Below are 23,007 nucleotides of genomic sequence, written 5' to 3'. Positions count from 1 at the left end.
AGCATCGACATGAAAAAAATCGTCCCCGATCCACCACTCGATAAATCCGCCGCCACCGCCCACTCCGTCTTTGGCAACTGCCAAGCCGGGCACTCTGCGCTGTTCGCTGTCTGCTCCGGCGTCGCCGCACATGATGCGCTGGTGCATGCCTCTCTCTACCTAGGCTGCGCTTACGACACTGGCTACAAGGCTTTCGACGATATTGATCCGCCCACAAGGGCTTCTTGTGGTCGACCCTGCATTCGGTAGAAATGGCTAAAGGGTTGGTGGATGCGTTGCTGGACGGGATTGAGGAGCGGGTTGGCGAGTAGGGCTGAGTGAGGTGTGGCCCTGGCTATGTTGGGGCCGCTGCGCAGCCCATCGTCGGCAAAGCCAACGCCCACCGTGGGGAGTGTGCAAGACCTGTGAATCCTTGAATCGAAAGAGACATGAAACGCAGGAAAATACCCACGCAAAAAAATGTCGCAGCAGAGAAGCCTACGGATGAGGCAAAATGCCACTAACTGATTCGCATTTATCGAGTCAGGCCTCTGGAATACACCAGCAAGAAGGATCTTTATGAAGCGGTTCGCTTTGACCCCGGCCCGGTGGGTCGGGATGCTGTGCTGTCTGTTCGCCTTGAACATGGCACAGGCCAAGGACGACGGTACCGACCCCTCCGTCACCATCGAAAAGGACATTCTACGCACCGTGGTCGCCGAAGACGGCAGCTACGCATCCACCCAGGACCTGGTCCTGCTGATCAACGAAGAACGCGCGATCCAGGCCAAGGCCCAGCAATCGCTGTACTACAACCGCACGCTGGAAACCCTGGAAGTTACCCAGGCCTACACTCAGAAGCCGGACGGCCGCAAGGTCGTGGTCAGCCCAGAGCAGATCAAGGAGCAACAGGAACGTCAGTCATCCCAGGCGCCAATGTTCCACGACAGCCTGGTCAAGGTGGTGATTTTCCCGGAAGTGGCAGTCGGCGACCGCCTGGTGCTGAGCTTCAAGAAGCAGCGCAAGACCCCGCTGTTCCCCGGCCAGTTCGAAGACCTGGCGATGCCGCAGTTCCACCCCACCAAACAGTTCACCCTGATCTACGACCTGCCGAAGAACCTCAAGCTCAATGCCGAGGCCAAGGGTTTCAAGGCATCCAGTCCCAAGGCCGAGACCGGCCGCAAGGTTTACCAGTGGGACTACGTGCAGGGTGACAACGCTCGTACAGAATTGGGCGCAGTAGCCTACTCGGACTACGGCAAGTACCTGGCCGTGTCCACCTTTGCTGACTACAGCGAATTCGCCAAAGCCTACGCGGCGCGGGCCAACAGCGAAGTCACGCCGGCCATCCGTGAACTGGCCGAGAAGCTGACAGCCAAGATCGATGACCCACGCGACAAGGCCTTGGCCCTGGGTGACTGGGTGCGCCGCAATATCCGCTACGTGGCGGTGTACATCGGCGCCGGCGGCGTCGTGCCGCATGCTGCCGACACCGTGCTGAGCAACCGCTATGGCGATTGCAAAGACCACGTAGCCCTGCTCGAAGCGCTGCTGGCCGCGGTCAACATTGAAAGCACCCCGGCCCTGATCAACCTCGGCAGTGCCTACGCCCTGCCCAAGGTGCCAACCCTGGGTGTGATCAACCACGTGGTCACCTACGTGCCGAGCCTGGACCTGTACCTGGACTCCACTGCCGAAGCCATCGCCAGCGGCTATCTGCCAGCCCCGGTGCTGGACAAGCCTACCGTGCTGGCCCGCTCGGGCAAGCTCGGCCACACCCCGGCCACCCAGCCAGGCCTGGTGCACAACAGCACCACGTATACCGTGGCCAGCAGCGGCGCCGCCGACTTCACGCATGCCTCGAAGATCGACGGTTGGGCCGCCGAGATGAACCGCTGGATGATGCGCAACATGCAACCGGCCGAGCGCGACCTGCTGACCCAGCGCATCCTCGCCGCCTACGGCCAGCGTGGCAGCGGCAAGATCAGCAGCGATGACCTGGAGACCAGCGGCGCCTTCGAGATGCACATCAACGGTCGCAGTGAAAACCTGGTCAACCTGCCCGGCCCGATCGGCGTGCCGACCCTGACCAGCCTGGCCGGCGGCATCGCCCAGAATGTCTTCGGCTTCATCGCCGAGAAGCAGCGTACCCAGGACTTCACCTGCATCTCCGGCATCACCGAAGAACAGGCACGCTTCGAGTTCCCGGCCGACGTCAAGATCATCGCCGCGCCCAAACCTGTGACCCTCAAGGACAAGCACTTCGATTACAGCGCCGAGTATGCCCTGCAGGGCAACAGCCTGGTGGTCAAGCGCCGCCTGGACTTCCACAACCCGAAAGCAGTGTGCAGCGTGAAGGACTTCGAGAAGATGAAGCCAACCCTGGACGCCATGCTCAATGACCTGAACAGCCAGGTCATCGTGCAGAAGAGCTAATGTTGCGCGCCTGCCGGACCGTTGGCTGGTTCGGCAGGACGTTTGCGCAATAACAGCGGGTCATGACGTTTTTCAATCGCATCGATGCCGCTTTCTCCCTTGCCCTGCAGCCATCTGTACACGATTCTTTAGCTATCTGCCGTCACCCACTCCCAGCATCGCAGAGGCCTCTATGAAAACCGTGGCACAACTTCTAAAAACAAAAGCCCAGCAGCACCACCAGGTACACACCATCGGCCCTGACCATATGGTGCTCGATGCGCTGCGCCTGATGGCCGAGAAGAACGTCGGTGCCCTGCCCGTGGTGCTGGACGGACAGGTAGTGGGGATCGTCAGTGAGCGCGACTATGCGCGCAAGATGGTGCTCAAGGGCCGCTCTTCGGTGGGCACACCGGTCAGCGCGATCATGAGTGCGCCGGTGGTGACCGTCGATACGCACCAGAATGTCGAATACTGCATGAACATGATGACCAACAGCCACCTGCGCCACTTGCCGGTGGTCGAGAACGGCGAACTGCTCGGCCTGCTGTCGATTGGCGACCTGGTCAAGGAAGCCATCGCTGAACAGGCCAACATGATCCTGCAGCTGGAACAGTACATCCGCGGCGACTGATTCGCTGCGCGCTCAGCGGTACTCGCCCTCCAGCTCGTCGAGCTGGTGGTCGAAACTGCGCAAACGCGCCGACCAGGTGTACACCAGCACTTCCAGGTCGCGATTGAGCACGGCGGCGCCACGACCGCTGCTTTGCTGCGAGTCGCACAAGTCCAGTTGATAACGTTCCCGGGCCATGGCGGTGGCCACGGTCGAGAGCTCGCGGGCGTTGTCCAGCCAGTGGCGGCGGTCATGGGTTTCGCGATCAAGCTCGCGGCATTGGCGTTTCAGGGCTTCAAGGCTCTGCTCCAGCGGCGTGCCTTCCAGCTCGCCCATCACCTCCTGAAAGGTACGCCCGGGCTGCCAGTAGCTGCCCCAGAAATAGCGGTCGAACACCGTCTCGACCCGGCGCAAGGCAACCTTGGTGTTCCAGATCGCGACCAGCGTTCGGCCCTGGGCCAGTTGACGCTTGCTCACGCGCAATTGCTGCCAGCCAATCCAGGCCAGCGCGGTCAGCGCCAGCGCGCCGATCACGCCCCCGGCGGCATAGAGAAACACCAGTGCCTGGCCCAACTGGTGGGTCTGTTTGATTCCGTAGAAATAACCGACGGTCAGCAGGCCCAGGGCAGTCACGGCACACCAGAAACCGGCGGCATAGGGATCTTTCATTGGCGCTATCCCCTTGTTGTTTTTTCCTGAGCATAGCAACGCCGTCCACTGGCAGATGTGCCGCTCAGCGTTTATTTTCTCGGACGCCGTAGCGCCTCGTTGAGCTGGTCGAACGGCTCAGCCCAGTCAGCATCCTCAAGGATACTTTCTCTCAGAAATGCCCTCTGACTTTCGGTCCAAAATGGCGCATCAACCAGTTTTATGCCGTTTTTAAGCGGCGAATGGCTGGTGATGAATTGGTCTATTCCCTGGGCATCATCGGGCAGGCCCAACTGTTTGAAGAGGTCCGAAAACGGATGAATATTTGATTCCATGCGTGACTCCTTGGGGCCAGGCCGGGCATCCACGACGCCAGCCTGGCAATGGGTTGATCATCAGCAAACCTCACGCACTTCGGCGTTTGGCACCAGTTTCAGGTACTGCGTCATGTTCATGTGGATCAGGTGATCGTGATCGCCCGCCTCGACATAAATATCCCCCTGACGGGTCAGGGTCGGATCGAGCAGCATCTTGATCGAGTAAGCATCACCCAACGCCGGAATGGCACCACGTTCGCAGTCGCCGAACAGATGTGGCAAGCCGCTTTCATGGGTCATTTGCCAGGGTCCGGTGGCCCGCACCTTGCTCATGTCCAGGTGACGGTTAGCCGGTAGCACGGCCATCAGGTAATTGCCCCGGCGGTCGTCGAGCATGACCGACTTGGCCACCCGCTCGGCAGGTACGCCGGCGGTACGCGCCGACTCAAGGCTGGTGGATGAGTGCGGATGAGAAACGATTTCATAGTCGCAGCCGGCCTTGTCCAGGCATTGCTGCAGGGTTTTTGCCATACGCATGATGCACCTCCGGATACAACGCCCCCACTTCTGAAGTTTAGGCCGTGCTGCATCAAGCAGCCGACTAAACTTATTGGACACGCACTGCCCGGGTGAATTCAGGTGATCGCTCGCTGGTGTCGGCACCTGCTGTTTCTACTGATGCTCGGCACCCTGACGAGCGGCGCAGCTGCGCCCGGCAATCCGGTGCTGGTGATGAGTATCGACGGTGCCATCGGTCCGGCCAGCGCCGACTATCTGATACGCGGCCTGGAGCAGGCCAAGACACAGCAGGCGCAACTGGTGGTCATCCGCCTCGACACCCCGGGCGGGCTCGACAGCTCGATGCGCGCGATCATCAAGGCGATTGTCGCCAGCCCGGTGCCAGTCGCGACCTTCGTCGCTCCCGGTGGCGCCCGCGCGGCCAGCGCCGGCACTTACATCCTTTATGCCAGCCACGTGGCGGCAATGGCCCCGGGCACAAACCTTGGCGCCGCCACGCCGGTGCAGATCGGCGGCCTGCCGGGCACGCCCAAGGACCCGGCCGCACCGCCCGCCTCGCCCACCGGCGACAAGCAAGCGCCGACCAGTGAACAGGACACCCTGACCCGCAAGCAGGTCAACGACGCCGCCGCCTACATTCGCGGCCTGGCGCAACTGCGCGGGCGCAATGCCGATTGGGCGGAGCAAGCGGTGCGCGAATCGGTGAGCCTGCCCGCCAACGAAGCCCTGCGCCTGAAAGTCATTGACCGTATCGCCAACGACCTCCCCGACCTGCTGCGCCAACTCGACGGCAAGAGCCTGGAAGCCGCTGGCCAGCCGGTGCAGTTGCATACGGCCAATGTGGCGATCATCGAACGCGAACCGGACTGGCGCACGCGCCTGCTGGCGGTGATCACCAACCCCAGCGTGGCGCTGATCCTGATCATGATCGGCATCTACGGGCTGATGTTCGAGTTCATGAGCCCCGGCTCCGGAGTGGGCGGGGTGATCGGCGGCATCTGCCTGCTGGTCGCTCTGTATGCCCTGCAGCTATTGCCGGTGAGCTATGCCGGGGCGGCGCTGATCATGCTCGGTATCGCCTTCATGATTGCCGAGGCGTTCCTGCCCAGTTTCGGTGTGGTCGGCTTTGGCGGCATCGTCGCGTTCGTGGTCGGCGCGGTGATTTTGATGGACACCGACGTGCCCGGCTTCGGCATCCCCCTGGCATTGATCCTGACCCTCGCGCTGCTCTCGGCGCTACTGCTCGGCGGTGTGTTGGGCATGGCCATGAAGGCGCGCAAGCGCGCGCTGGTCAGCGGTGATGCCGGGCTGGTGGGCAGTCTGGCGACGGTGATGGCGGTCAATGACAGCGACCCGTTCATCGGCTCGGTGCAGGTGCAGGGTGAGCAGTGGCAGGCCCAATGCCAGACGCCACTGCAGGTGGGGCAACGCGTCCGGGTGATTACACGCAAGGGCGTACTACTGGACGTCAGCGCCGAAGCAGAAACACCGGCGCAAGGAGACTGAGATGTTTTTCGAACTGGGCTTTGGCGCATTGCTGGCACTGCTGGCGGTGCTGTTGCTGGCGGCATTCCGCATCCTGCGCGAATACGAACGTGGCGTGGTGTTCCAGCTCGGACGCTTCTGGCGAGTCAAGGGCCCGGGCCTGGTGTTGCTGATCCCGGGGATCCAGCAGATGGTCCGGGTCGACCTGCGCACGGTGGTGCTGGATGTGCCGCCGCAGGATGTAATCACCCGCGACAACGTCTCGGTCAAGGTCAACGCGGTGCTGTACTTTCGCGTGCTCGACCCGCAGAAGGCAATCATCCAGGTCGAAGACTTTCTCATGGCCACCAGCCAACTGGCGCAGACCACTCTGCGCGCGGTGCTCGGCAAGCATGAGCTGGATGAGTTACTGGCCGAGCGCGAGCGGCTGAACCTGGACATCCGCCAGGTGCTGGATGCGCAGACCGATGCCTGGGGCATCAAGGTCGCCAACGTCGAGATCAAGCACGTCGACCTCAATGAGTCGATGATCCGCGCCATTGCCCGTCAGGCCGAGGCTGAACGGGAGCGGCGAGCCAAGGTGATCCATGCCGAAGGCGAATTGCAGGCATCGGAGAAGCTGATGCAGGCCGCGGAAATGCTCGGCCGCCAATCGGGCGCGATGCAGCTGCGGTACATGCAGACCCTGGGCACTATTGCCGGGGACAAGTCGTCGACTATCGTGTTTCCGTTGCCGATCGAGATGCTCAAGGGGCTTGTGGATAAGTGAAGTCGCCAATCGCCGGCAAGGCCGGCTCCCACAAAGGATCTGTTGACGCCGGACCCTGTGGGAGCTGGCCTTGCCGCTCTTACCAACCACCACCCAACGCCAGGAACAAGCCAATCTGCCCCATCGCCACCTGGGTATTGGCCGCCGCCAGCTGCGCGCGCATGTCGGTGTAGGTGCGGGTTGCCTGCAGGTCGGCGAGGAACGACTCGCGCCCGGCCTGATAAAAGCGGTGGGTCTGGTCCGCCGCCAATTGCGCCGAGCGCTCGGCATCAGCCAGGGCATCACGGCGCTCCAGCAAAGCACTGTACTGCGCAAGGCTGGTCTGGGTTTCACGAATGGCGTTGAGCACCACGCCATCAAAATGCGCCAGCGCCGCCTGGGTCGAAGCTTCTGCCGCGCGAATGCGCGCTCGCGAACCGTTGGTCGGCACCGTCCAGGTCAGCAGCGGGCCGAAGCCCCAGCGGTTGGTCGCAGGTTCGCCCAGGTTGTCGAGAATACCGATAGTGCCCACCTGGGCACCGATACTGATGTCCGGATACAACTGCCCCGTGGCCACGCCAATGGTCGCCGTGGCCGCCGCCAGGCTGCGTTCGGCCTGACGGATATCCGGGCGGCGCTTGAGCAGCGCCGCGCCATCACCCACCGGCAGGACCTGGGCGATATGCGGCAACTCGGCGCAATCGCCCGTGCCGGCCGGCAACTGATTGAGCGGTTTGGCCAGCAGCATCGACAAGGTGTACAGGCCCGCTTCACGCGCCGCCTGGTAACGCGGTAGCTCGGCGCGCAGGGATTTGAACTGGGTCTGCGACCGGGTCACCTGGGTTTCGTCACCACGACCAGCGTCGCGCAGGCGTTGGGTCAGGGTCACGCTCTGTTCTTGCAGGCCCAGGGACTCATGGGCGATGTGATATTCCTCGTTGGCCGCGCACACCTGGGTGTAGGCGCGGACCACGTCCGCCACCAGGGTGATGCGCGCAGTATCGGCGGCGGCCTGGGTCGCATCGGCATTGGCCTGGGCGGCCTCGACGCCACGCTTGAGGGTGCCCCACAGGTCAAACTGGTAGGAAGCGCTGATAATCGCCTCACCAATGTTGGCCACCGGCACCTTCTCTGGCAGCAGGAAAGCCTCGCCAGACTCTTGCAAACGCTGGGCGCCCAGCTTCACGCCAGCATTGAGGCCGCCCTGGGCCTCGGCTTCTTCGACCTGGGCACGGGCCTTGGCGATATTCGCTGCCGCTACGCGCAGTTCAGTGTTGGCGGCCAGGGCCTGACGCACCAGCTCATTGAGGCGCTCGTCCTGGTACAGGTGCCACCAGTCTTTGGGCACAGGCGCCGAGACCACGCTGTTGGCGTCCTGGCGCAGTTCGCCCTGCAGGTCGGCGCGCTGGATGGCAGCGTCCTTGGGCACGTGGTAATCCGGCCCGACCATCTGGCAGGCCGACAGCAGCAGGCTCAGGCCAAGCAGCGACAGCCGTTTCATTGCCCGCGGCCCTCAAGGATCGACACCGTCGCGGTACGCCCGGCGATCATGCGAAAGTCCGCCGGCACTTCATCGAAGGCAATGCGCACCGGGATCCGCTGGGCCAGCCGCACCCAGCTGAACGCCGGGTTGACGTTGGGCAGCAGGTTGGCGCCACTGCTGCGGTCGCGGTCCTCGATACCGGCGGCGATGCTCTGCACCCGCCCGCTCAGGCGGGTATTGTCGCCGAGCACGCGGATATCCACAGCCTGGCCGATGTGAATGCCGGCCAGCTTGGTTTCTTCGAAGTAGCCATCGACATGGTAGGAGTCGCTGTCGACCACCGACAGCACTGGCCGCCCGGCGCTGACAAACTCATGGGCACGCGGCGCGCGGTCGTTGAGGTAGCCATCGACCGGGCTGCGTACCACCGAGCGGTCGAGGTTCAGTTGCGCGGCATCCACCGCCACCTGGGCTTCGGCCAGGGCCGATTCGGCGCGGGCCTGGCGCGACTGGCTCTCTTCCAGTTGCTCCTGCGCCACCAGGTTGCCCAGGCCACGGTTACGCCGGGCTTCGCGCTGGGCCTGGGCCAGGGTTTCCTTGCGCTCGGCCAGGGTCGCCTGGGCCTGGCGCAAGGCCAGGTGGAAGCGGTCCTGGTCGATGGTGAACAGCACGTCACCGCGCTTGACCACCTGGTTGTCGCGCACCGCCACTTGCTGAATCAGGCCGGAGACATCCGGGGCAATCTGGATCACATCAGCACGGATGTGCCCGTCCCGGGTCCAGGGCGCGAACATGTAGTACATGACCATCTGCCAGACCAGTACGGTCGCCAGCGTCACTACCAGCAGGGTCAGGACCACGCGGCCCAGGGTCAACAAGGGTTTTTTCATGGCAGCATCAGGTTTCGGCAAAAGTGGTCGACCGTGCCGAGCAGCACGGCGTAAAGCGCAACGTTGAACAGCGCCCGGTGCCAGACCAGGCGGTAGAAGTGCACCCGGTTGAGCAGCGCGTGCACACCGAGGAACACCAGGTAGGTGAGCACCATCATCACCAGCAGCGTGGGCAGGAACACCCCGCTGATATCCAGATCTCCGATCACAGCGGTGCTCCGTCGATGCCGTAGGGCAGTTGTGGCTGATCGTCGGATGGTTCCAGCACCACCTCGACACCTGGCAACAGCGCCAGGCGCAAACCACTCAGGGCGTGTAGCAGGTGCACGCGGGCTTCGGCGCTATCGGCCAGGTCATTGAGGTTCAGGGCGCGGCGGGCGCGTTCCATGCTCTGCAGCAACACCTCGGGAGCGTGCAGGCGACGGCGGGCATCCAGGCAGGCCTGAAAGTGTTCACCCACCTCCTCCACCACCCGCCCCAGCAGCTGGCGCGGGTGTGCGCCGACCCGTGGCATGTAGGCCAGCAGGTCGAGCAGGTTCAGGCCCACGCGCAGGTCACGCAGCGCAGTGCCGGTGTCCTGGCCGGTCTGGGTCAGGCGCGGCAGTTGCTGCATCAGCCGATCGAGCATCTGCACACCCAGGCGCCGATGCTCGGCCAGGGTCGCCGGCTGGGTCATGCCGACGATGTCGTGCCAACTGAAACGGGTCAGGCGCTTGGCCGCAAGCTCGACGCCAAACGGGCGCACCACCAGGGTCCAGATAAAGGCGAACAGCAAGCCCACCGGCCCGGCCAGGTTGGCGTTGATAAAGGTCAGGAAGTTGGCGTCGTAGGCGCCCTGGATGCTGATGAAGGAGGCGGTGTTGACGATGGTCAGCAAGGTGCCCAGGTAGAAGCGCGGCTGCACGGTCAAGGTGCCGACGCAGATGCACGGCACGGCGAAGGCCAGCACCAGCATCGGGAAGTCGTGCAGGTTGGGCAGCACCAGGAACAGGTAAAGGCTGGCGAACAGCACCGACAGCGAGGTCCAGAAGAAAAACCGGTAGATCTGCGGCGCCGGGTCGTCCATGGCGGCAAAGAAGCTACAGGCCACGGCAGCGAGAATCACCGCGCTGCCACCGTCGCTCCAGCCAAGCAGGATCCACAGCGTGGTGGCGGCAATGATCGCGGTGACGGTGGAGAACACCGAATAGAGCATCAAGCCACGGTCAAAGAATGGCGTCAGCCGGCCCAGGCGCCAGTGCCGATAGACCGCGCGCCACGGCGACAGGTCTTCATTGCGGATAGCGTGCTGCAGGCTGCAGCAGTCCTGCCACAGATCGACCCACTCGGCCAGCCGATAAAGCGCGTTGGACAGCAGCAGCGAGGCGCGTTGGTCGAGGGACACGGCGCTCGGTTGCAGGTGTTCGATTTGCCCACGCAGAGCAGACCAGCGCGCCGGCGATGCATCCTGCGCGGTGCCTTGCAGCCAGGCACGGGCCTCGCCCAGCAATGGCTGCAATTGCTCGGTCTGGGCCGGGGCGCGGCCTTCGAGGGCAAGCAAGGCGTCGTCGAGGGCATCGATCACCGGCAGCAGGTGGATCATCCGCCCACGCAGCTCACGGGCGTTCTTTACCGTTTGCGGGCGGGCGCCTTCATGGGACAGCTGGCCGATCATCAGCTCCAGCGAGTTGAAGGTGGTGACCATCGAGGCACGCAGACCGCCGACTTTCTCGGCGCTGGCTTCGCGGGCCAGAAAGGTCTCGCTGTAGCGAATCGCCTCGTTGAACCAGTTGCCGGTGGCGCCGACCAGCACCGGGGTCAGGCGCCGCGGCCAGAAGATCGCGCCGACCACCGCCGCACAGACAATGCCCAGGCAGATTTCCTGAGCCCGTGACGAAGCAATGTCGAACACGGCCAGCGGCTCGTCGACCACCGGCAGGGCAATCATCGGCAAGGTGTAGCCAGCAAGCATCAGCGCATAGCTATTGGCGGTGCGCAGGTGCAGCGAGAGGAACAGCAAGGTGCCGGTCCACAAGGCCACGGCGACCGTCAGCAGCACCGGCGTCTGCACCAGCAGCGGCACCAGGAACACCGCCCCGGCGGCGCCGAGCAGGGTGCCCATGGCGCGGTACAAGGCCTTGGAACTGGTGGGCCCGACAAATGGGCTGGAGACGATGTACACCGTGGCCATGGCCCAGTAAGGCCGCGGCAGCTGCATGAGCAGGGCGATGTACAGGGCGATCATCGAAGCGGCGAAGGTGCGCACGCCGTAGAACCAGTCGCGCGCGGGCGGCATCGAGCTGAAAAAACCGTTCACGTCGGCACGCCCGGGGTGCGCTGGGCAGCGTCTTCGAAGGCGCGCAGCACGCGCAGGGTGGCCAGCAGGTCGGCTTCGTCGATGCCCTGCAGCACTTCACGGCGCAGGCGCACCAGTTCGCCTTCGATGGCTTCGGCGAGCACCCGGCCGCTGGCGGTCAGGCTCAGTGCCTTGGCCCGGCGGTCGAGCGGATCTTCCGTGCGGCAGACGAAGCCGGCCGTGCACAGCTGGTCGAGCAGACGTACCAGCGACGGGCTTTCAAGCCCTGCCGCTTGCGCTACAGCGACCTGGTGCACACCATCGCCCAGGCGCACGATCATCAGCAGTGGCATCGCACAGGCTTCGGAAATGCCGTAGCCGGCCAGGGTCGCCTGGCAGATGCGCCGCCAGTGCCGGCCGGCCACCACCATACCGCTGCTGATGTTGAGTTGCAGTGCGTCGAGGGTCATGAAGGGAGGTTCGTGGTTATATTCATAGTTTGCTAACTATCAATATTCTTCGATCACCGCCCCTGCCGTCAATAGCGGCTGACAGACGTCATGTTCAAGGTTGCAGCTGATCGTCCAGCTTCATGTTCAGCGCCAGCTTGCTGCCCAGGTTGATCGCCTGTTCGCGCCAGAACAGATAACGCAGGGCGTTGTTGACCTCGCTGAAGTGCAGCGCCAACGCTTCGGCAGCCTGCATCACCCCGGCCACAGCGGCCAGTTCCAGCCAGTACACCGCGGCTTTGGTGTCGACGTTGACCGTCAGCCCATGCAGCAGCCGGTAACCAACCTCGAAGCGGCAACGGGCGTCACCGCGCTGGGCCCCACGTAGAAACCAGCGATAGGCCTGCTGCAGGTCGACCTGCCACTCCTGGCTGTCGCTGTCACAGATTTCTTCCTCGTAGAGATCGCCAAGGGCGGCTGCGGCATGTTCCAAGCCACGCTCGAAAGCCTGCTGGTAATACTCCGCCGCGCTGGCGTAGGCCACCTCGACGCCTTTGCCGAAGTAATGCTGCTGGCCAAGGTTGAACCAGGCAGCAGCGCTGCCCTGCAGGGCGGCCATACGCAACAGATGCCCGGCCAAGGTCGGATCGGCGCGCCAGTACTTGCCGTTGAGCCAGATCCAGCCCAGGTCATTGAGTGCACCGACGTTGCCCTCCAGGGCCTGGGCGCGCAGGTCGTCGTACACCGCCTGCAGGTCAGCGGCTTCATCCAGGCGGCTGATCAGGCTGAAACTTTCGCCCAGCGCTGCCCGCTGGCTGGGCATGCCGACCCCGGCGTACAACCGCTGCAGGCGGCCGGGCCGACCAGGCGCAGGGATGATCCGCTCGGGCAACAGGCGCTCAAGCAGTGGGTAAATGTTGCTGGCAGCTGACATGTTCGTCCTCATTGAACTACCCACAGATCCAACAGCGGGAGTGATGAGGCGTGATTCTGCGCACGGTCACGACAAAACCTGTCGCGAACAATTCAGTTAGGGCACTCAACTGCTTCATCCTTGATCTGGATACATAAATGGCTAATTGCCATATCACCGCGCTGGCGCCATGCTACAACCGCAAGCCTAGACAAGGACGCCGCCTTTTGCCCTCTGCCACGACACGTGCCACCCTCAGCCGCCAATGGGAGTTGCTGCGCCAGTTGCCCAGCCGCTCGCCGGGGATTACCAGTGCCGAGTTGGTAGGCCGCCTGCAGGACGCAGGTTTTTCCATCAGCAAGCGCAGCATCGAGCGCGACCTCAATGAGCTGTCGCTGATCTTCCCGCTGGAACGCAACGACAAGAGCATCCCTTATGGCTGGCACTGGGCGGCCAACGCCTGCATCGAGCTGCGCGGTATCAGTGTCAGCGAGGCGCTAAGCCTGGCGCTGGTGGAAGAGGCCGTGCGCCCGCTGTTGCCGGGGAGCATGCTGAAAGTGCTGGACCCGCGCTTCAGCCATGCCCGGCAAAAGCTCGAACACCTGTCGGGGGCGAACAAGGTGGCGCGCTGGCTGGACAAGGTCGCCAGCGTGCGCCCGGACATGAACATGCAGGCACCGGAAGTGCCCGACAGCATCCTCGAGACCGTGCAACACGCGCTGCTTGAGGAATACCAGTTGCACTGCCAGTACTACTCGGCTCACAACGACACGCTCAGCGAACTGACCCTCAACCCGCTGGCGCTGATCCAGCGCGGCCAGGTCAGTTACCTGATTGCCAGCGCCGCGTCCTGTACCGACATTCGCCAGTTCGCCGTGCATCGCTTTCGCAAGCTGCGCATTCTCGACAGCCCGACCGAAGGCCTGCATGCCTTCGATCTGCAGGCCTACCTGCGCAGCGATGCCCTGCAGTTCGGCGATAGCGACAAGATCGAGCTGCAGGCCTGGATCAGCGACAACCTCGCCCGCCTGGTGCGCGAGACGCCGCTGTCGGCGGACATGCACCTGACCCCGCTGGAGAATGGCCACCGCCTGCAGGCCACCGTCAGCAACAGCTGGCAGCTACGCTGGTGGCTACTGAGCCAGGGCGACGGGCTGATCGTCGAGCAGCCCCTGAGCCTGCGCCAGCAAATTGCCGAAACCCTCCACAATGCCGCCGCGCAGTATCGATCGGCCTGAGCCTGTCAGCGCTGCATGCCCCAGCGGCGCACAGTAATACGCTCCAGGGTGTTGAACACCAGGCTTTCGACCAGCAGGCCGATGAGGATCACCACCGCGAGCCCGGCGAACACCTTGTCGGTGTACAGCTCGTTGCGGTTCTGGAAGATGTACCAGCCCAGCCCGCCCTTGCCGCTGGTGGCGCCGAACACCAGTTCGGCGGCGATCAGTGTGCGCCAGGCAAAGGCCCAGCCGATCTTCAGGCCCGAGAGGATCGACGGCAGCGCCGCCGGAATCAGGATCTGCACCACCAGCCGCAAGCCACGCAGGCCATAGTTGCGACCGGCCATGCGCAGGGTCTCCGATACCCCGAGAAAGCCCGCGTAGGTATTGAGCGCCAGGGCCCAGAGCACCGAATGCACCAACACGAAGATCAGGCTGTTGTCGCCCAGGCCGAACCAGAGCAGGGCCAGCGGCAGCAAGGCAATCGCCGGCAGCGGGTTGAACATCGAGGTCAGGGTGCTGAGCAGGTCGCGGCCGAACTGGGTCGACACCGCCAGGCTGGTCAGGCCGAAAGCCAGGACGATCCCCAGCAGATAGCCCTTGAGCAGCACCACCAGCGACACGCCGACCTTGGCCGGCAGCTCGCCGCTGAGCAGGCCGTCATACAGGGCTGCCGCGGTCTGCAGGAAGCTCGGCAGCAGCAGGTCGTTGCCCTGGTAGCGGGCGATGGCTTCCCAGGCCAGGGCCAGCAGAATCAGGATCAGGCCCTTGCGCAGCCAGCCCTGTTGCCAGAGGCGCTGACCCAGCGGCAGTTCGCGCTCAACCGGGACACTGAGCAGCGGTTCGAGGACGACTTCGTATTCCTGACGCGGCGTAACAGTTGAGGTCATGGCAAAACTCCCGGTCAGTAGGCAATGCGAATGTCGGCGAAGCCCAAGGCTGGGTCGTGCTCGACCTGGGCATCGTCGTCGAACAGCAAGCGGTGGATGCGCCGCGCCGACGCCTGAAAGTCGCTGGCGCCCAGGCTCTGCAGGTCGTACTGGTGGCTGTGGATCTCGGCGCGTACCCGGCCCGGATGCGGCGACAGCAAGAGGATGCGGTTGCCAACCACCAGCGCTTCTTCGATCGAATGGGTGACGAACAACAAGGTGAAACGCACCTCTTCCCAGAGCAGCAGCAACTCTTCCTGCATCTTGCGCCGGGTCAGGGCGTCGAGGGCGGCGAAGGGTTCGTCCATCAGCAGGATCTTTGGCTGCATGGCCAGCGCCCGGGCAATCGCCACGCGGGCTTTCATGCCGCCCGACAGGGTATGCGGATAGGCGTCGGCAAAGCCGGCCAGGCCGACTTTCTCCAGGTAGTGCAAGGCGCGCGCTTCGGCCTCCTTGCGCTTGAGCGTGCCGGAAGCGAGCAACGGGAACATCACGTTCTGCTTGACGGTTTTCCACGGCGGCAGCTGGTCGAACTCCTGGAACACCACAATGCGGTCCGGGCCCGGGCCCTGCACTGCCTGGCCCTGCAAGCGGATCTGCCCTTCCCGGGGCTCAATGAAGCCGGCCACCGCCTTGAGCAGGGTCGACTTGCCACAACCCGAGGGCCCGAGCAGGACAAAGCGGTCGGCCTTGTCCACTGCGAAACTGACCTGGTGGGTGGCCCGCACCACGCGCTGCGCGGTGCGGTACTCCAGGCTTAGGTTATCCACCTGCAGCAGCGGCGGCGTTGCGACGCTGCTCAGCTTGCTGACCGTGTGGCCTGGCAATGGGGTGTTCATCCGGCTCAGCTCCCTTGCAGCGGTTTCTCGTCCTGGAAGAAGTAGTCCTTCCAGGATTCGGGTTTGTGCTTGATCGCGCCCACGCGGTAGAGGAATTCAGCCAGCGGATAGGTGTTCTTCGGCGTCACGCTGAATTCGTACTGCGGGTTGTCGATGATCTTCAGCAGTGCCTCGCGGTCGATCTTGGCCTTGGTCACGCGGATGTAGGTGTCGGCTGCGGCGGCCTTGTCGTTCTGGGCGAACTCGGCGGCTTGCGCCAGGGCATCGACGAAGGCTTTGTAGGTCTTGGGGTTGTCGTTGCGAAATTTCTCGGTGGCGAACAACACGGTCGGCGAGTTCGGGCCGAGCAGGTCGTAGGTGTTGAGCACCACGTGCACGTCCTTGTTGGCCAGTACCTGATCCTGGAACGGCGGGTTGGAGAAGTGCGCGTTCAGCTCGGTGCCACCGGCCAGCAAGGCCGCGGTGGCATCAGGATGGGGAACGGCCAGGGTGTATTTGTCGAGGCGGTTGTATTCCTTGTCGCCCCACTGCTTGGCGGCGGCGTACTGCAGGAACCGCGACTGCACCGAGACGCCCACCGCCGGCAGGGCGATGCGGTCTTTCTCGCTGAAGTCGGCGATGGTCTTCACCTTGGGATTGCTGCTGACCAGGTAGTAGGGAAAGTTGCCCAGCGAGGCCACGGCCTTGACGTTCTGCCGGCCCTGGGTGCGGTCCCAGATGGTCAGCAGCGGGCCGACGCCGGCGCCGGCGATATCCACCGAACCGGAGAGCAAGGCGTCGTTGATCGCGGCGCCACCCGACAGCTGCGTCCAATCGACCTTGATGTCGATGCCCTGCGCCTTGCCATGCTTCTCGATCAGGTTCTGATCGCGCACCACGTTGAGCAGCAGGTAAACAATGCCGAACTGTTCGGCAATGCGGATTTCACCTTCGGCCTGGGCCGTGGCCGGTGCCACCAGGCTGCCGGCGAGCAGGCTGGCACCCAGGCCGATACTGGCCGCCAGGCGGCTGATTGATTTGCGCATGCTGTACTCCTCGAAAGATCAGAACGGGGCATCGCCCTGGATGGTGGTGCGGTACAGCTTGCGGCGCAGGTGCGCAGGGCAGCCGCTGGCCAGGTGGATCAATGAGCGGTTGTCCCAGAACACCAGGTCATGGGGCTGCCATTGGTGACGGTAGATGTTCTGCTCGAGCACGCTGTGGGCGTAGAGCTCGGCAAGGAGCTGCCGGCTTTCGTCTTCGGGCAAGCCAACGATGCGGGTGGTGAAGCCTTCGCTGACAAACAGCGCCTTGCGGCCGTTTTCCGGGTGGGTGCGCACGACCGGGTGAATGACTTCCTGAACCTGCGCCAGTTGCTCGGCGGTCAGGGTCGGGCGCCAGTTGCCTGCGAACTTGCTCTCGCTGTAGCGGGCGGTATAGGAATGCGCGGCGCTGCGGCCTTCAACGGCTTTGCGCAGGGCTTCGGGCAGGCCGTCCCAGGCCTTGTGCATATCGGCGAACACCGTGTCGCCGCCTTCGCGGGGCAGCTCCTGGGCGTGCAGCATCGAGCCAAGGCTTGGCAGTTCCTTGTACGACAGGTCCGAGTGCCAGAACTTGCCGGCATCGCCCAGGCCGATGTTCTGCCCGTTTTCGATGATGTTGGAGACGATCAGGATTTCCGGGTGGCCGCGGAGCAAAAACTGCTTGAGCACGTGAATCTGCAGCACACCGAAGCGGCGGCTGAAGGCGATCTGTTGTTCGGGGGTAATGCGCTGGTCGCGAAACACCAGCACGTGGTGGTCGAGATGGGCCCGGTGGATCCGGGTGAAGTCCTCGGCGCTGACTGCTCGGGTCAGGTCCAGGCCGATGATCTCGGCGCCGACGGCACCACTGAACGGCAGGATTTCGAAGGCTTGCTGCTGTGCACTGTCGATGGACGACAAGGCGTTAGAGGCCGCTGTCATGATTCACTCCCACGCAGAGCGCGCCCAATGGTGCGCGCATCGATCAGAAACTCACGGTGTTCCGTGTTGGTTCGGTCGTGCGGCGCGCCGATTGGTCGGCAGGTACGCAGGGGAGTGACTATAAAGTCATAAGAGAAAGAATTTAAATATCTTTAGCGCATAAGCATATGGTGAGGTTGGGGGCCTCTTCGCGGGGCAAGCCCGCTCCTACACAACCCTGTAGGAGCGGGCTTGCCCCGCGATGCTGTCAACGCTCGCGCAAGGCCTCAGCACGGGCGCGGATGATCGGCTTGAGCAGGTAGCTCAGCACGCTCTTCTTGCCGGTGATGATGTCCACCGAAGCGACCATCCCCGGGATGATCAGCAGCGGCTTTTCGTCGGTCCCCAGGTGGCTGCGCTCGGTGCGCAGCTTGATCACGTAGAAGGTGTTCTTGTCTTCGTCGGTGATGGTGTCGGCACCGATCTGTTCGAGCTTGGCTTTCAAGCCGCCGTAGATGGTGAAGTCATAGGCGGTGAACTTGACCATCGCCTCCTGCCCCGGGTGCAGGAAGGCGATGTCTTGCGGGCGGATGCGCGCTTCGACCAGCAAGGTGTCATCCAGCGGGACGATCTCGACCAGGTCGCTGCCCGGCTGGATCACCCCACCAACGGTGTTGACCAGCAGCTGCTTGACGATACCGCGCACCGGCGAGGTCACCAGGGTACGGTTGACCCGGTCGTCCAGGGCCTTGCCGGTGGCCTGGGCCTTGCTCAGGTCGGTGCGCGCCTCGTTGAGTTGGGTCAGGGCTTCGCTGCGAAACTTGCCGCGGGTCTCGTCGATCTTGCGCTCGACTTCCTTGATCGCCGATTCGGCGCGCGGAATCGCCAGCGAGGTCGCGTCCAGCTGGCCACGGTTCTCCACTTCGGCACGCTTGAGGCGCAGCACTTCCACCTGGGAGATCGCGCCCTGGGCCACCAGCGGCTCGGACATGCTGATCTCCTGGCGCAACAGCTGCAGGCTGTTGCGGTACTGGCCCTGCTTGGAGCTGAACTCGCGCAGCTCCTGCTGACGCTGCACCAGTTGCTCCTGCAGGCCGCCGATTTCGTCCTGCAACTGCTGGCGGCGGCTCTGGTACAGGGATTCTTCGTTGGCGGCCTGGCTCGGCGCGGCCTTGCGGATTTCTGCGTCGATCTTCAGCGGCCGGTCTTCGACCTCGGCGCTCAGGCGTTCGACGCGCAGGGCCATGGCCAGGCGGTCCGCCTCGGTCTCACCGACGTTGGAAACAAAGCGGGTGTCGTCCAGACGCAGCAACGGGTCGCCCACTTCGACGATCTCGCCTTCTTTGGCGTAGATCTGCGCGACGATGCCGCCTTCCAGGTTCTGGATTTTCTGCAGTTTGGACGACGGGATCGCCTTGCCTTCGCCACGGGTCACTTCGTCGATAATGGCGAAGTTGGCCCAGAGGCCCATGAACAGGAAGAAGCCAAGCACCCCCCAGATGGTCAGGCGCACGATGCGCGGGGCATCTTCGATCAGTGCCTTGTTGACCTCTGGCAGCGGTTGCCCGCTGAGCGACTCGGAACCCTTGAAGTACCTGCGCAGGCTGTCCTTGATCTGGCCCATATCCAACTTAAGCAACACTGATCTGCCCCTTCTTCAGCGCATCCATGACGGCGGCTTTCGGGCCATCCGCGACTATCTGCCCGCGATCGACAACGATCAGGCGGTCGACCAGTGACAACAGCGAAGCCCGGTGAGTCACCAGGACCACGGTCTTGTTCTCGATGACCGCTTGCAGGCGTTGCTTGAGGCGCTCTTCACCGGTGTTGTCCATGGCGCTGGTCGGCTCGTCGAGCAGCAAGATCTGCGGGTTGAGCAACATGGCACGGCCGAGGGCGACGTTCTGCCGCTGGCCACCGGAGAGGTTCTGGCCACGCTCGCCGACCTGCAGCTCATAACCTTGCGGGTGCAGCCGGGCGAACTCATGCACCCCGGACAACTCGGCAGCCTGCAGGACCATTTCGTCCTCCACGTAGCGGGCACCGCTGACCAGGTTGTCACGCAGGGTACCGGCCAGCAGCTGGATATCCTGGGGCACGTAGCCGATGTTGTGGCGCAGTTCGCTGACGTCGATCTGGCGGATGTCCACGCCATCGACCAGCAAGGAGCCGGCATCGGCTTCGTAGAGACCGACGATCAACTTGGCCAGCGAGCTCTTGCCCGAGCCGCTGCGGCCGATGATGCCTATTTTCTCGCCGGGGCGGATCGATACATTGACGCCCTTGAGCGCCAGGTTCTGCTGGTTCGGGTAGGTAAAGTCGACGCCACGGAACTCGATGGCGCCCTGCAGCACCTGACGGCTCAACGGGCGTTCTTCGAAGTTGCGCTCTTGCGGCAGCTCCATCATCTGGTCGGTGGAGACCATGGTGACCTTGGCTTGCTGGTAACGGGTCAGCAGGCCGGAGAGCTGGCCGAGCGGGCCGAGGGCACGGCCACTGAGCATGTAGCAGGCGATCAGGCCGCCCATGCTGAGGTTGCCAGCCATGATCTGGTAGACGCCGGCGCAGATCAGCGCCACGCCTGCCAGTTGCTGGATCAGCAGGGTGATGTTCATCGCCAGGCCCGAGAGCACCTTGACCCGCAGCTCGAGGCGGCTGAGGGTGCCGATGGTTTGCTCCCACATGTACTGGCGTTCGCTTTCGGCGTTGTTGACCTTGACCGCATCGAGCCCGGCGAGGGTCTCGATCAGGCTCGACTGGCGCTCGGAGGCCAGCGCCATGGTCCGTTCAAGGGTCGCCACCAGCGGCTTCTGCAGGGCATAACCGATGCCCAGGGCCAGCGGGAAGGCGATGATTGGAATCCACACCAGGTGCCCGCCGATGATGGCGATCACCAGCAGGATCAACAGGGTGAACGGCAGGTCGATCAGGCTGGTCAGGGTCAACGAGGCGAGGAAGTCGCGCAGGCCCTGGAATTCATGGATGTTCTGGGCAAAGCTGCCGACCCTTGCCGGCCGGTATTTCATGGCCATGCCAACGATGCGCTCGAACAGCGTGGCGGAGATGATCAGGTCGGTCTTCTTCCCGGCCAGGTCCAGGCACAAGCTGCGCAGGCCCTTGAGGATCAGGTCGAAGATGTAGGCGCCGGAGATACCCAGGGCCAGGACCCAGAGGGTCGAGGTGGCCTGGTTGGGCACCACGCGGTCGTAGACGTTCATCACGAACAGCGGCGCGGCCAGGGCGATCAGGTTGATCACCAGGCTTGCGGCGATGGCGTCGATGTACAGCCAGCGGCTGCGCTTGAGGGTGTCACGGAACCAGGAGCGCGCCCGCGGGATCAGGTTGCCGTGATTGACGTCGAACTTGTGCTGCGGCTGGGCGAAGAACACCCGGCCACTGTAGTCGCTCTGCAGGGCTTCACGGCTGACATGCACCTCGCCGCCGTCGCTCTCGCTGAGCAACAGGCGGGCGGTGTCGTCGTTCTCCCACCCCAGCAACACCGTGCTGCGACCGTCCTTGAGCAGGAGCATGGCCGGCATGGCGATGCTCGGGATCTGCTCCAGCTTGCGTTGCAGCAAGCGGCCCTGCAGGCCGGCACGGGCTGCCGCACGTGGCAGCAGCTCCGGGCTCAGGCGCTGGGCCGGCAACGGCAGGCCGGTGGTCAGCATGGCCCGGCTGGCGGGCTTCTGGTGCAGCACGCAGAGAGACAGCAGGCTGTCCAGCAACGGGTCATCGTGCTGACTGCGGGGATCATGGCTGAGCTGGACTCGACTGACTTCTGATTCCACGCGGGCTCTCTTAACGGTTGCGGTTGGCTATGACAGTGAACCTCAGTTCATGCCTGGCAGGTTCACTTTCGGTTTAAGGTCGTTCTGCACCACGGAGGCCATCGGTGCGACAACACCCTGGCTCTTGAGCAGTTGACCAATGGTCGCTTTGATTCGGTACTGAGTAAACAGCTGGATGTTCTTCACTTCGGTCAGCCGACGCTGCGCGGTGAAGAGTTCGTTCTCGCTGTCGAGCAAGTCTAGCAAGGTACGTTCGCCCAGGCTGAACTGCTTCTGGTAGGCGGTGCGCACACTGTTGCTGCGATCGACGTATTGCTGGGCGATCGGCAACTGCGCATTGGCGTTGTCCATAGCATTCCATGCCAGGCCTAGCTCCTCATTGAGCTGGCGCAAGGCATTGTTACGAATGTCCAGCGCCTGGTTGGTCAGGTACGACTTGGATTCCAGGTCGGCCTTGTTACTGCCGCCGGCGTACAAGTTGAAACTCATGCGCAGCATAGCCTGCCATTCGTTGTTGTGGCCGTTCATGCCATCCAGATCGTTATCGGCCGTCCGTCCGAGTTCTGCATCAAAACGCGGATAGAAAGTAGACTTTGCCGCCTCGTATTGTTTCTCCGCTGCAGCGATATCGGACTCCGCCGAGCGCAGGATCGGGCTGCTCTCGACCATCTGCTGACGGGCTTCGTCGAGGTTGGCTGGCAACAGGTCGACAAACGGCGCAGGGCTGCTTAACTCGTCCGGCAGCTGACCGACCACGCTCAGGTAGTTGGTCTTGGCATCGGCGAGGTTGGTCTGCTCGGTGATCAGGTTGTTGCGCGCCTGGGCCAGACGCGCTTCGGCCTGGTCAAGGTCAGCCAGGCGGCCGACGCCACGGGCGGTGCGCAGCTTGATCTGGTCGTAGATACGTTCGTGGCTGCGCAGGTTGTCTTCTGCCAGACGGACCATCTCGCGACGGGTCAGGACATCCAGGTAGACCTGGGCTACGGTCAGCGCGGTGCGCTCGGACGCCCCCAGCAGCGAGTAGGCACGGGAGTTGACAGTGGCTTGCTGGCGGCCGACTTCGCTCGAGGTGGCAAAACCGTCGAAGACCATCTGCCGCAGACGCACACTCGACTCACCGCGGTTGAGGGTTTCCCAGCGGTTGCCGGTGCTCGGGCTGTCGGTGCCTTCACGGCCATAACCGGCCAGCACATCGACACGCGGCAGGTAACCGCCCTTGGCGGCGCGCAGTTGGTAGTCGGCAGCAATTCGGCTGTTAACCCCGGCCTGAATTTCCGGGTGCACCTCGAGGGCTTTCTGCATGGCCTCTGGCAGGCTCTGTGCTTGAACGAAACCGGTGGCGAGGACGAAAGGAAGAGCAGTGAACAGTGACGCGCGCATTTAACTTTTTCCCAGGGACGTCTTGTCCCAAATCACAGCAGAAATCGTTGCTGCATTAGAAAATGGCAACCGGATTGACCTTATGTCGGAAACTTCCGAAGGAGTACTTGGTTCGTACGGTGGAAGAGTGGCAGCCGCTCAAATATCAATGTGACATTACAGAGCTGATTGTTTAGGATGGCAGCAGGAAGGTCA

The 23,007-nt window shown here is 63.4% G+C and carries 21 protein-coding genes and 1 pseudogene; 6 read left to right on the top strand and 16 right to left on the bottom strand.

Features of this window, described 5'->3' with window-relative positions; all coding sequences use genetic code 11:
- Positions 1-9 precede the first annotated feature (9 nt).
- The 3 genes and pseudogenes from NLX68_RS09110 (at position 10) to NLX68_RS09100 (ending at position 3,028) form a co-directional block, all read left to right on the top strand.
- Positions 10-311 (top strand): annotated as a pseudogene (locus NLX68_RS09110) (DUF3077 domain-containing protein).
- Positions 312-558: 247 nt separating this feature from the next.
- The gene (locus tag NLX68_RS09105; RefSeq protein ID WP_010222089.1) at positions 559-2,415 is read left to right on the top strand and encodes a DUF3857 and transglutaminase domain-containing protein; all 1,857 of its coding nucleotides are present in this window, start codon (positions 559-561) and stop codon (positions 2,413-2,415) included.
- Between the two features lie 172 nt (positions 2,416-2,587).
- Complete coding sequence (locus NLX68_RS09100; RefSeq protein WP_254283737.1) at positions 2,588-3,028, top strand: CBS domain-containing protein; 441 nt, start codon at positions 2,588-2,590, stop codon at positions 3,026-3,028.
- A 12-nt stretch (positions 3,029-3,040) separates the two neighbouring features.
- On the opposite strand, the gene NLX68_RS09095 is transcribed toward NLX68_RS09100, so the two are convergent.
- The 3 genes from NLX68_RS09095 to NLX68_RS09085 form a co-directional block, all read right to left on the bottom strand.
- On the bottom strand, positions 3,041-3,676 hold the full coding sequence (locus tag NLX68_RS09095; protein WP_010222084.1) for a hypothetical protein: 636 nt from the start codon (positions 3,674-3,676) through the stop codon (positions 3,041-3,043).
- Positions 3,677-3,747: 71 nt separating this feature from the next.
- On the bottom strand, positions 3,748-3,990 hold the full coding sequence (locus tag NLX68_RS09090) for a DUF2789 domain-containing protein (protein ID WP_254283736.1): 243 nt from the start codon (positions 3,988-3,990) through the stop codon (positions 3,748-3,750).
- Positions 3,991-4,050: 60 nt separating this feature from the next.
- Entirely contained in the window at positions 4,051-4,509 is a 459-nt protein-coding gene (locus tag NLX68_RS09085) for an aminoacyl-tRNA deacylase (RefSeq protein ID WP_010222082.1), read from the bottom strand.
- A gap of 102 nt (positions 4,510-4,611) precedes the next feature.
- Here NLX68_RS09085 and NLX68_RS09080 point away from each other — a divergent pair, with 102 nt between their 5' ends.
- Positions 4,612-5,997 carry a nodulation protein NfeD gene (locus tag NLX68_RS09080; RefSeq protein WP_254283735.1) on the top strand — a complete coding sequence of 462 codons (1,386 nt, stop codon included), beginning with the start codon at positions 4,612-4,614 and terminating at the stop codon, positions 5,995-5,997.
- A 1-nt stretch (position 5,998) separates the two neighbouring features.
- Positions 5,999-6,745, top strand: coding sequence for a slipin family protein (locus tag NLX68_RS09075; RefSeq protein ID WP_010222080.1), 747 nt, complete (start codon positions 5,999-6,001; stop codon positions 6,743-6,745).
- 79 nt (positions 6,746-6,824) lie between these two features.
- On the opposite strand, the gene NLX68_RS09070 is transcribed toward NLX68_RS09075, so the two are convergent.
- From NLX68_RS09070 to NLX68_RS09045, 6 genes are all read right to left on the bottom strand, one after another.
- Positions 6,825-8,225 carry an efflux transporter outer membrane subunit gene (locus tag NLX68_RS09070; RefSeq protein WP_254283734.1) on the bottom strand — a complete coding sequence of 467 codons (1,401 nt, stop codon included), beginning with the start codon at positions 8,223-8,225 and terminating at the stop codon, positions 6,825-6,827.
- Positions 8,222-9,097, bottom strand: a complete 876-nt coding sequence (locus NLX68_RS09065; RefSeq protein WP_254283733.1) for an HlyD family secretion protein — start codon at positions 9,095-9,097, stop codon at positions 8,222-8,224. Before NLX68_RS09065 ends, NLX68_RS09070 begins: the two co-directional genes overlap by 4 nt.
- Positions 9,094-9,306: a DUF1656 domain-containing protein gene (locus NLX68_RS09060; RefSeq protein WP_254283732.1), complete on the bottom strand. Its 213-nt coding sequence runs from the start codon at positions 9,304-9,306 to the stop codon at positions 9,094-9,096. Before NLX68_RS09060 ends, NLX68_RS09065 begins: the two co-directional genes overlap by 4 nt.
- Complete coding sequence (locus NLX68_RS09055) at positions 9,303-11,393, bottom strand: FUSC family protein (protein WP_254283731.1); 2,091 nt, start codon at positions 11,391-11,393, stop codon at positions 9,303-9,305. The genes NLX68_RS09060 and NLX68_RS09055 overlap by 4 nt, the downstream gene beginning before the upstream one ends.
- Positions 11,390-11,842 carry a MarR family winged helix-turn-helix transcriptional regulator gene (locus NLX68_RS09050; RefSeq protein ID WP_254283730.1) on the bottom strand — a complete coding sequence of 151 codons (453 nt, stop codon included), beginning with the start codon at positions 11,840-11,842 and terminating at the stop codon, positions 11,390-11,392. Before NLX68_RS09050 ends, NLX68_RS09055 begins: the two co-directional genes overlap by 4 nt.
- Before the next feature lie 94 nt (positions 11,843-11,936).
- Positions 11,937-12,755, bottom strand: coding sequence for a tetratricopeptide repeat protein (locus tag NLX68_RS09045; protein WP_254283729.1), 819 nt, complete (start codon positions 12,753-12,755; stop codon positions 11,937-11,939).
- Positions 12,756-12,961: 206 nt separating this feature from the next.
- On the opposite strand from NLX68_RS09045, the gene NLX68_RS09040 reads away from it, so the two are divergent.
- On the top strand, positions 12,962-13,972 hold the full coding sequence (locus NLX68_RS09040) for a YafY family protein (protein WP_254283728.1): 1,011 nt from the start codon (positions 12,962-12,964) through the stop codon (positions 13,970-13,972).
- Positions 13,973-13,977: 5 nt separating this feature from the next.
- On the opposite strand, the gene NLX68_RS09035 is transcribed toward NLX68_RS09040, so the two are convergent.
- The 7 genes from NLX68_RS09035 to NLX68_RS09005 form a co-directional block, all read right to left on the bottom strand.
- Positions 13,978-14,844 (bottom strand): ABC transporter permease, encoded by an 867-nt coding sequence (locus NLX68_RS09035; protein ID WP_254283727.1) that lies wholly within the window; start codon positions 14,842-14,844, stop codon positions 13,978-13,980.
- A 14-nt stretch (positions 14,845-14,858) separates the two neighbouring features.
- Positions 14,859-15,722, bottom strand: coding sequence for an ABC transporter ATP-binding protein (locus NLX68_RS09030; protein ID WP_254283726.1), 864 nt, complete (start codon positions 15,720-15,722; stop codon positions 14,859-14,861).
- Positions 15,723-15,727: 5 nt separating this feature from the next.
- Complete coding sequence (locus NLX68_RS09025) at positions 15,728-16,747, bottom strand: ABC transporter substrate-binding protein (RefSeq protein ID WP_100782582.1); 1,020 nt, start codon at positions 16,745-16,747, stop codon at positions 15,728-15,730.
- A gap of 18 nt (positions 16,748-16,765) precedes the next feature.
- Positions 16,766-17,665 (bottom strand): TauD/TfdA family dioxygenase, encoded by a 900-nt coding sequence (locus NLX68_RS09020; protein ID WP_254283725.1) that lies wholly within the window; start codon positions 17,663-17,665, stop codon positions 16,766-16,768.
- Positions 17,666-17,912: 247 nt separating this feature from the next.
- Positions 17,913-19,268: an HlyD family type I secretion periplasmic adaptor subunit gene (locus tag NLX68_RS09015; RefSeq protein ID WP_254284064.1), complete on the bottom strand. Its 1,356-nt coding sequence runs from the start codon at positions 19,266-19,268 to the stop codon at positions 17,913-17,915.
- A 7-nt stretch (positions 19,269-19,275) separates the two neighbouring features.
- A complete protein-coding gene (locus NLX68_RS09010; protein ID WP_254283724.1) occupies positions 19,276-21,432 on the bottom strand; it encodes a type I secretion system permease/ATPase in 2,157 nt (718 codons plus the stop codon).
- Positions 21,433-21,474: 42 nt separating this feature from the next.
- Positions 21,475-22,812 (bottom strand): TolC family outer membrane protein, encoded by a 1,338-nt coding sequence (locus tag NLX68_RS09005; RefSeq protein WP_254283723.1) that lies wholly within the window; start codon positions 22,810-22,812, stop codon positions 21,475-21,477.
- Positions 22,813-23,007: the final 195 nt, after the last annotated feature.

The sequence above is a fragment of the Pseudomonas sp. SBB6 genome, assembly GCF_024213215.1.
GTDB classification, from domain to species: Bacteria; Pseudomonadota; Gammaproteobacteria; order Pseudomonadales; family Pseudomonadaceae; genus Aquipseudomonas; species Aquipseudomonas donghuensis.
The sequence above is the reverse complement of the archived record's forward strand: the minus strand, read 5'-3'. Positions and strand labels throughout refer to the sequence as shown.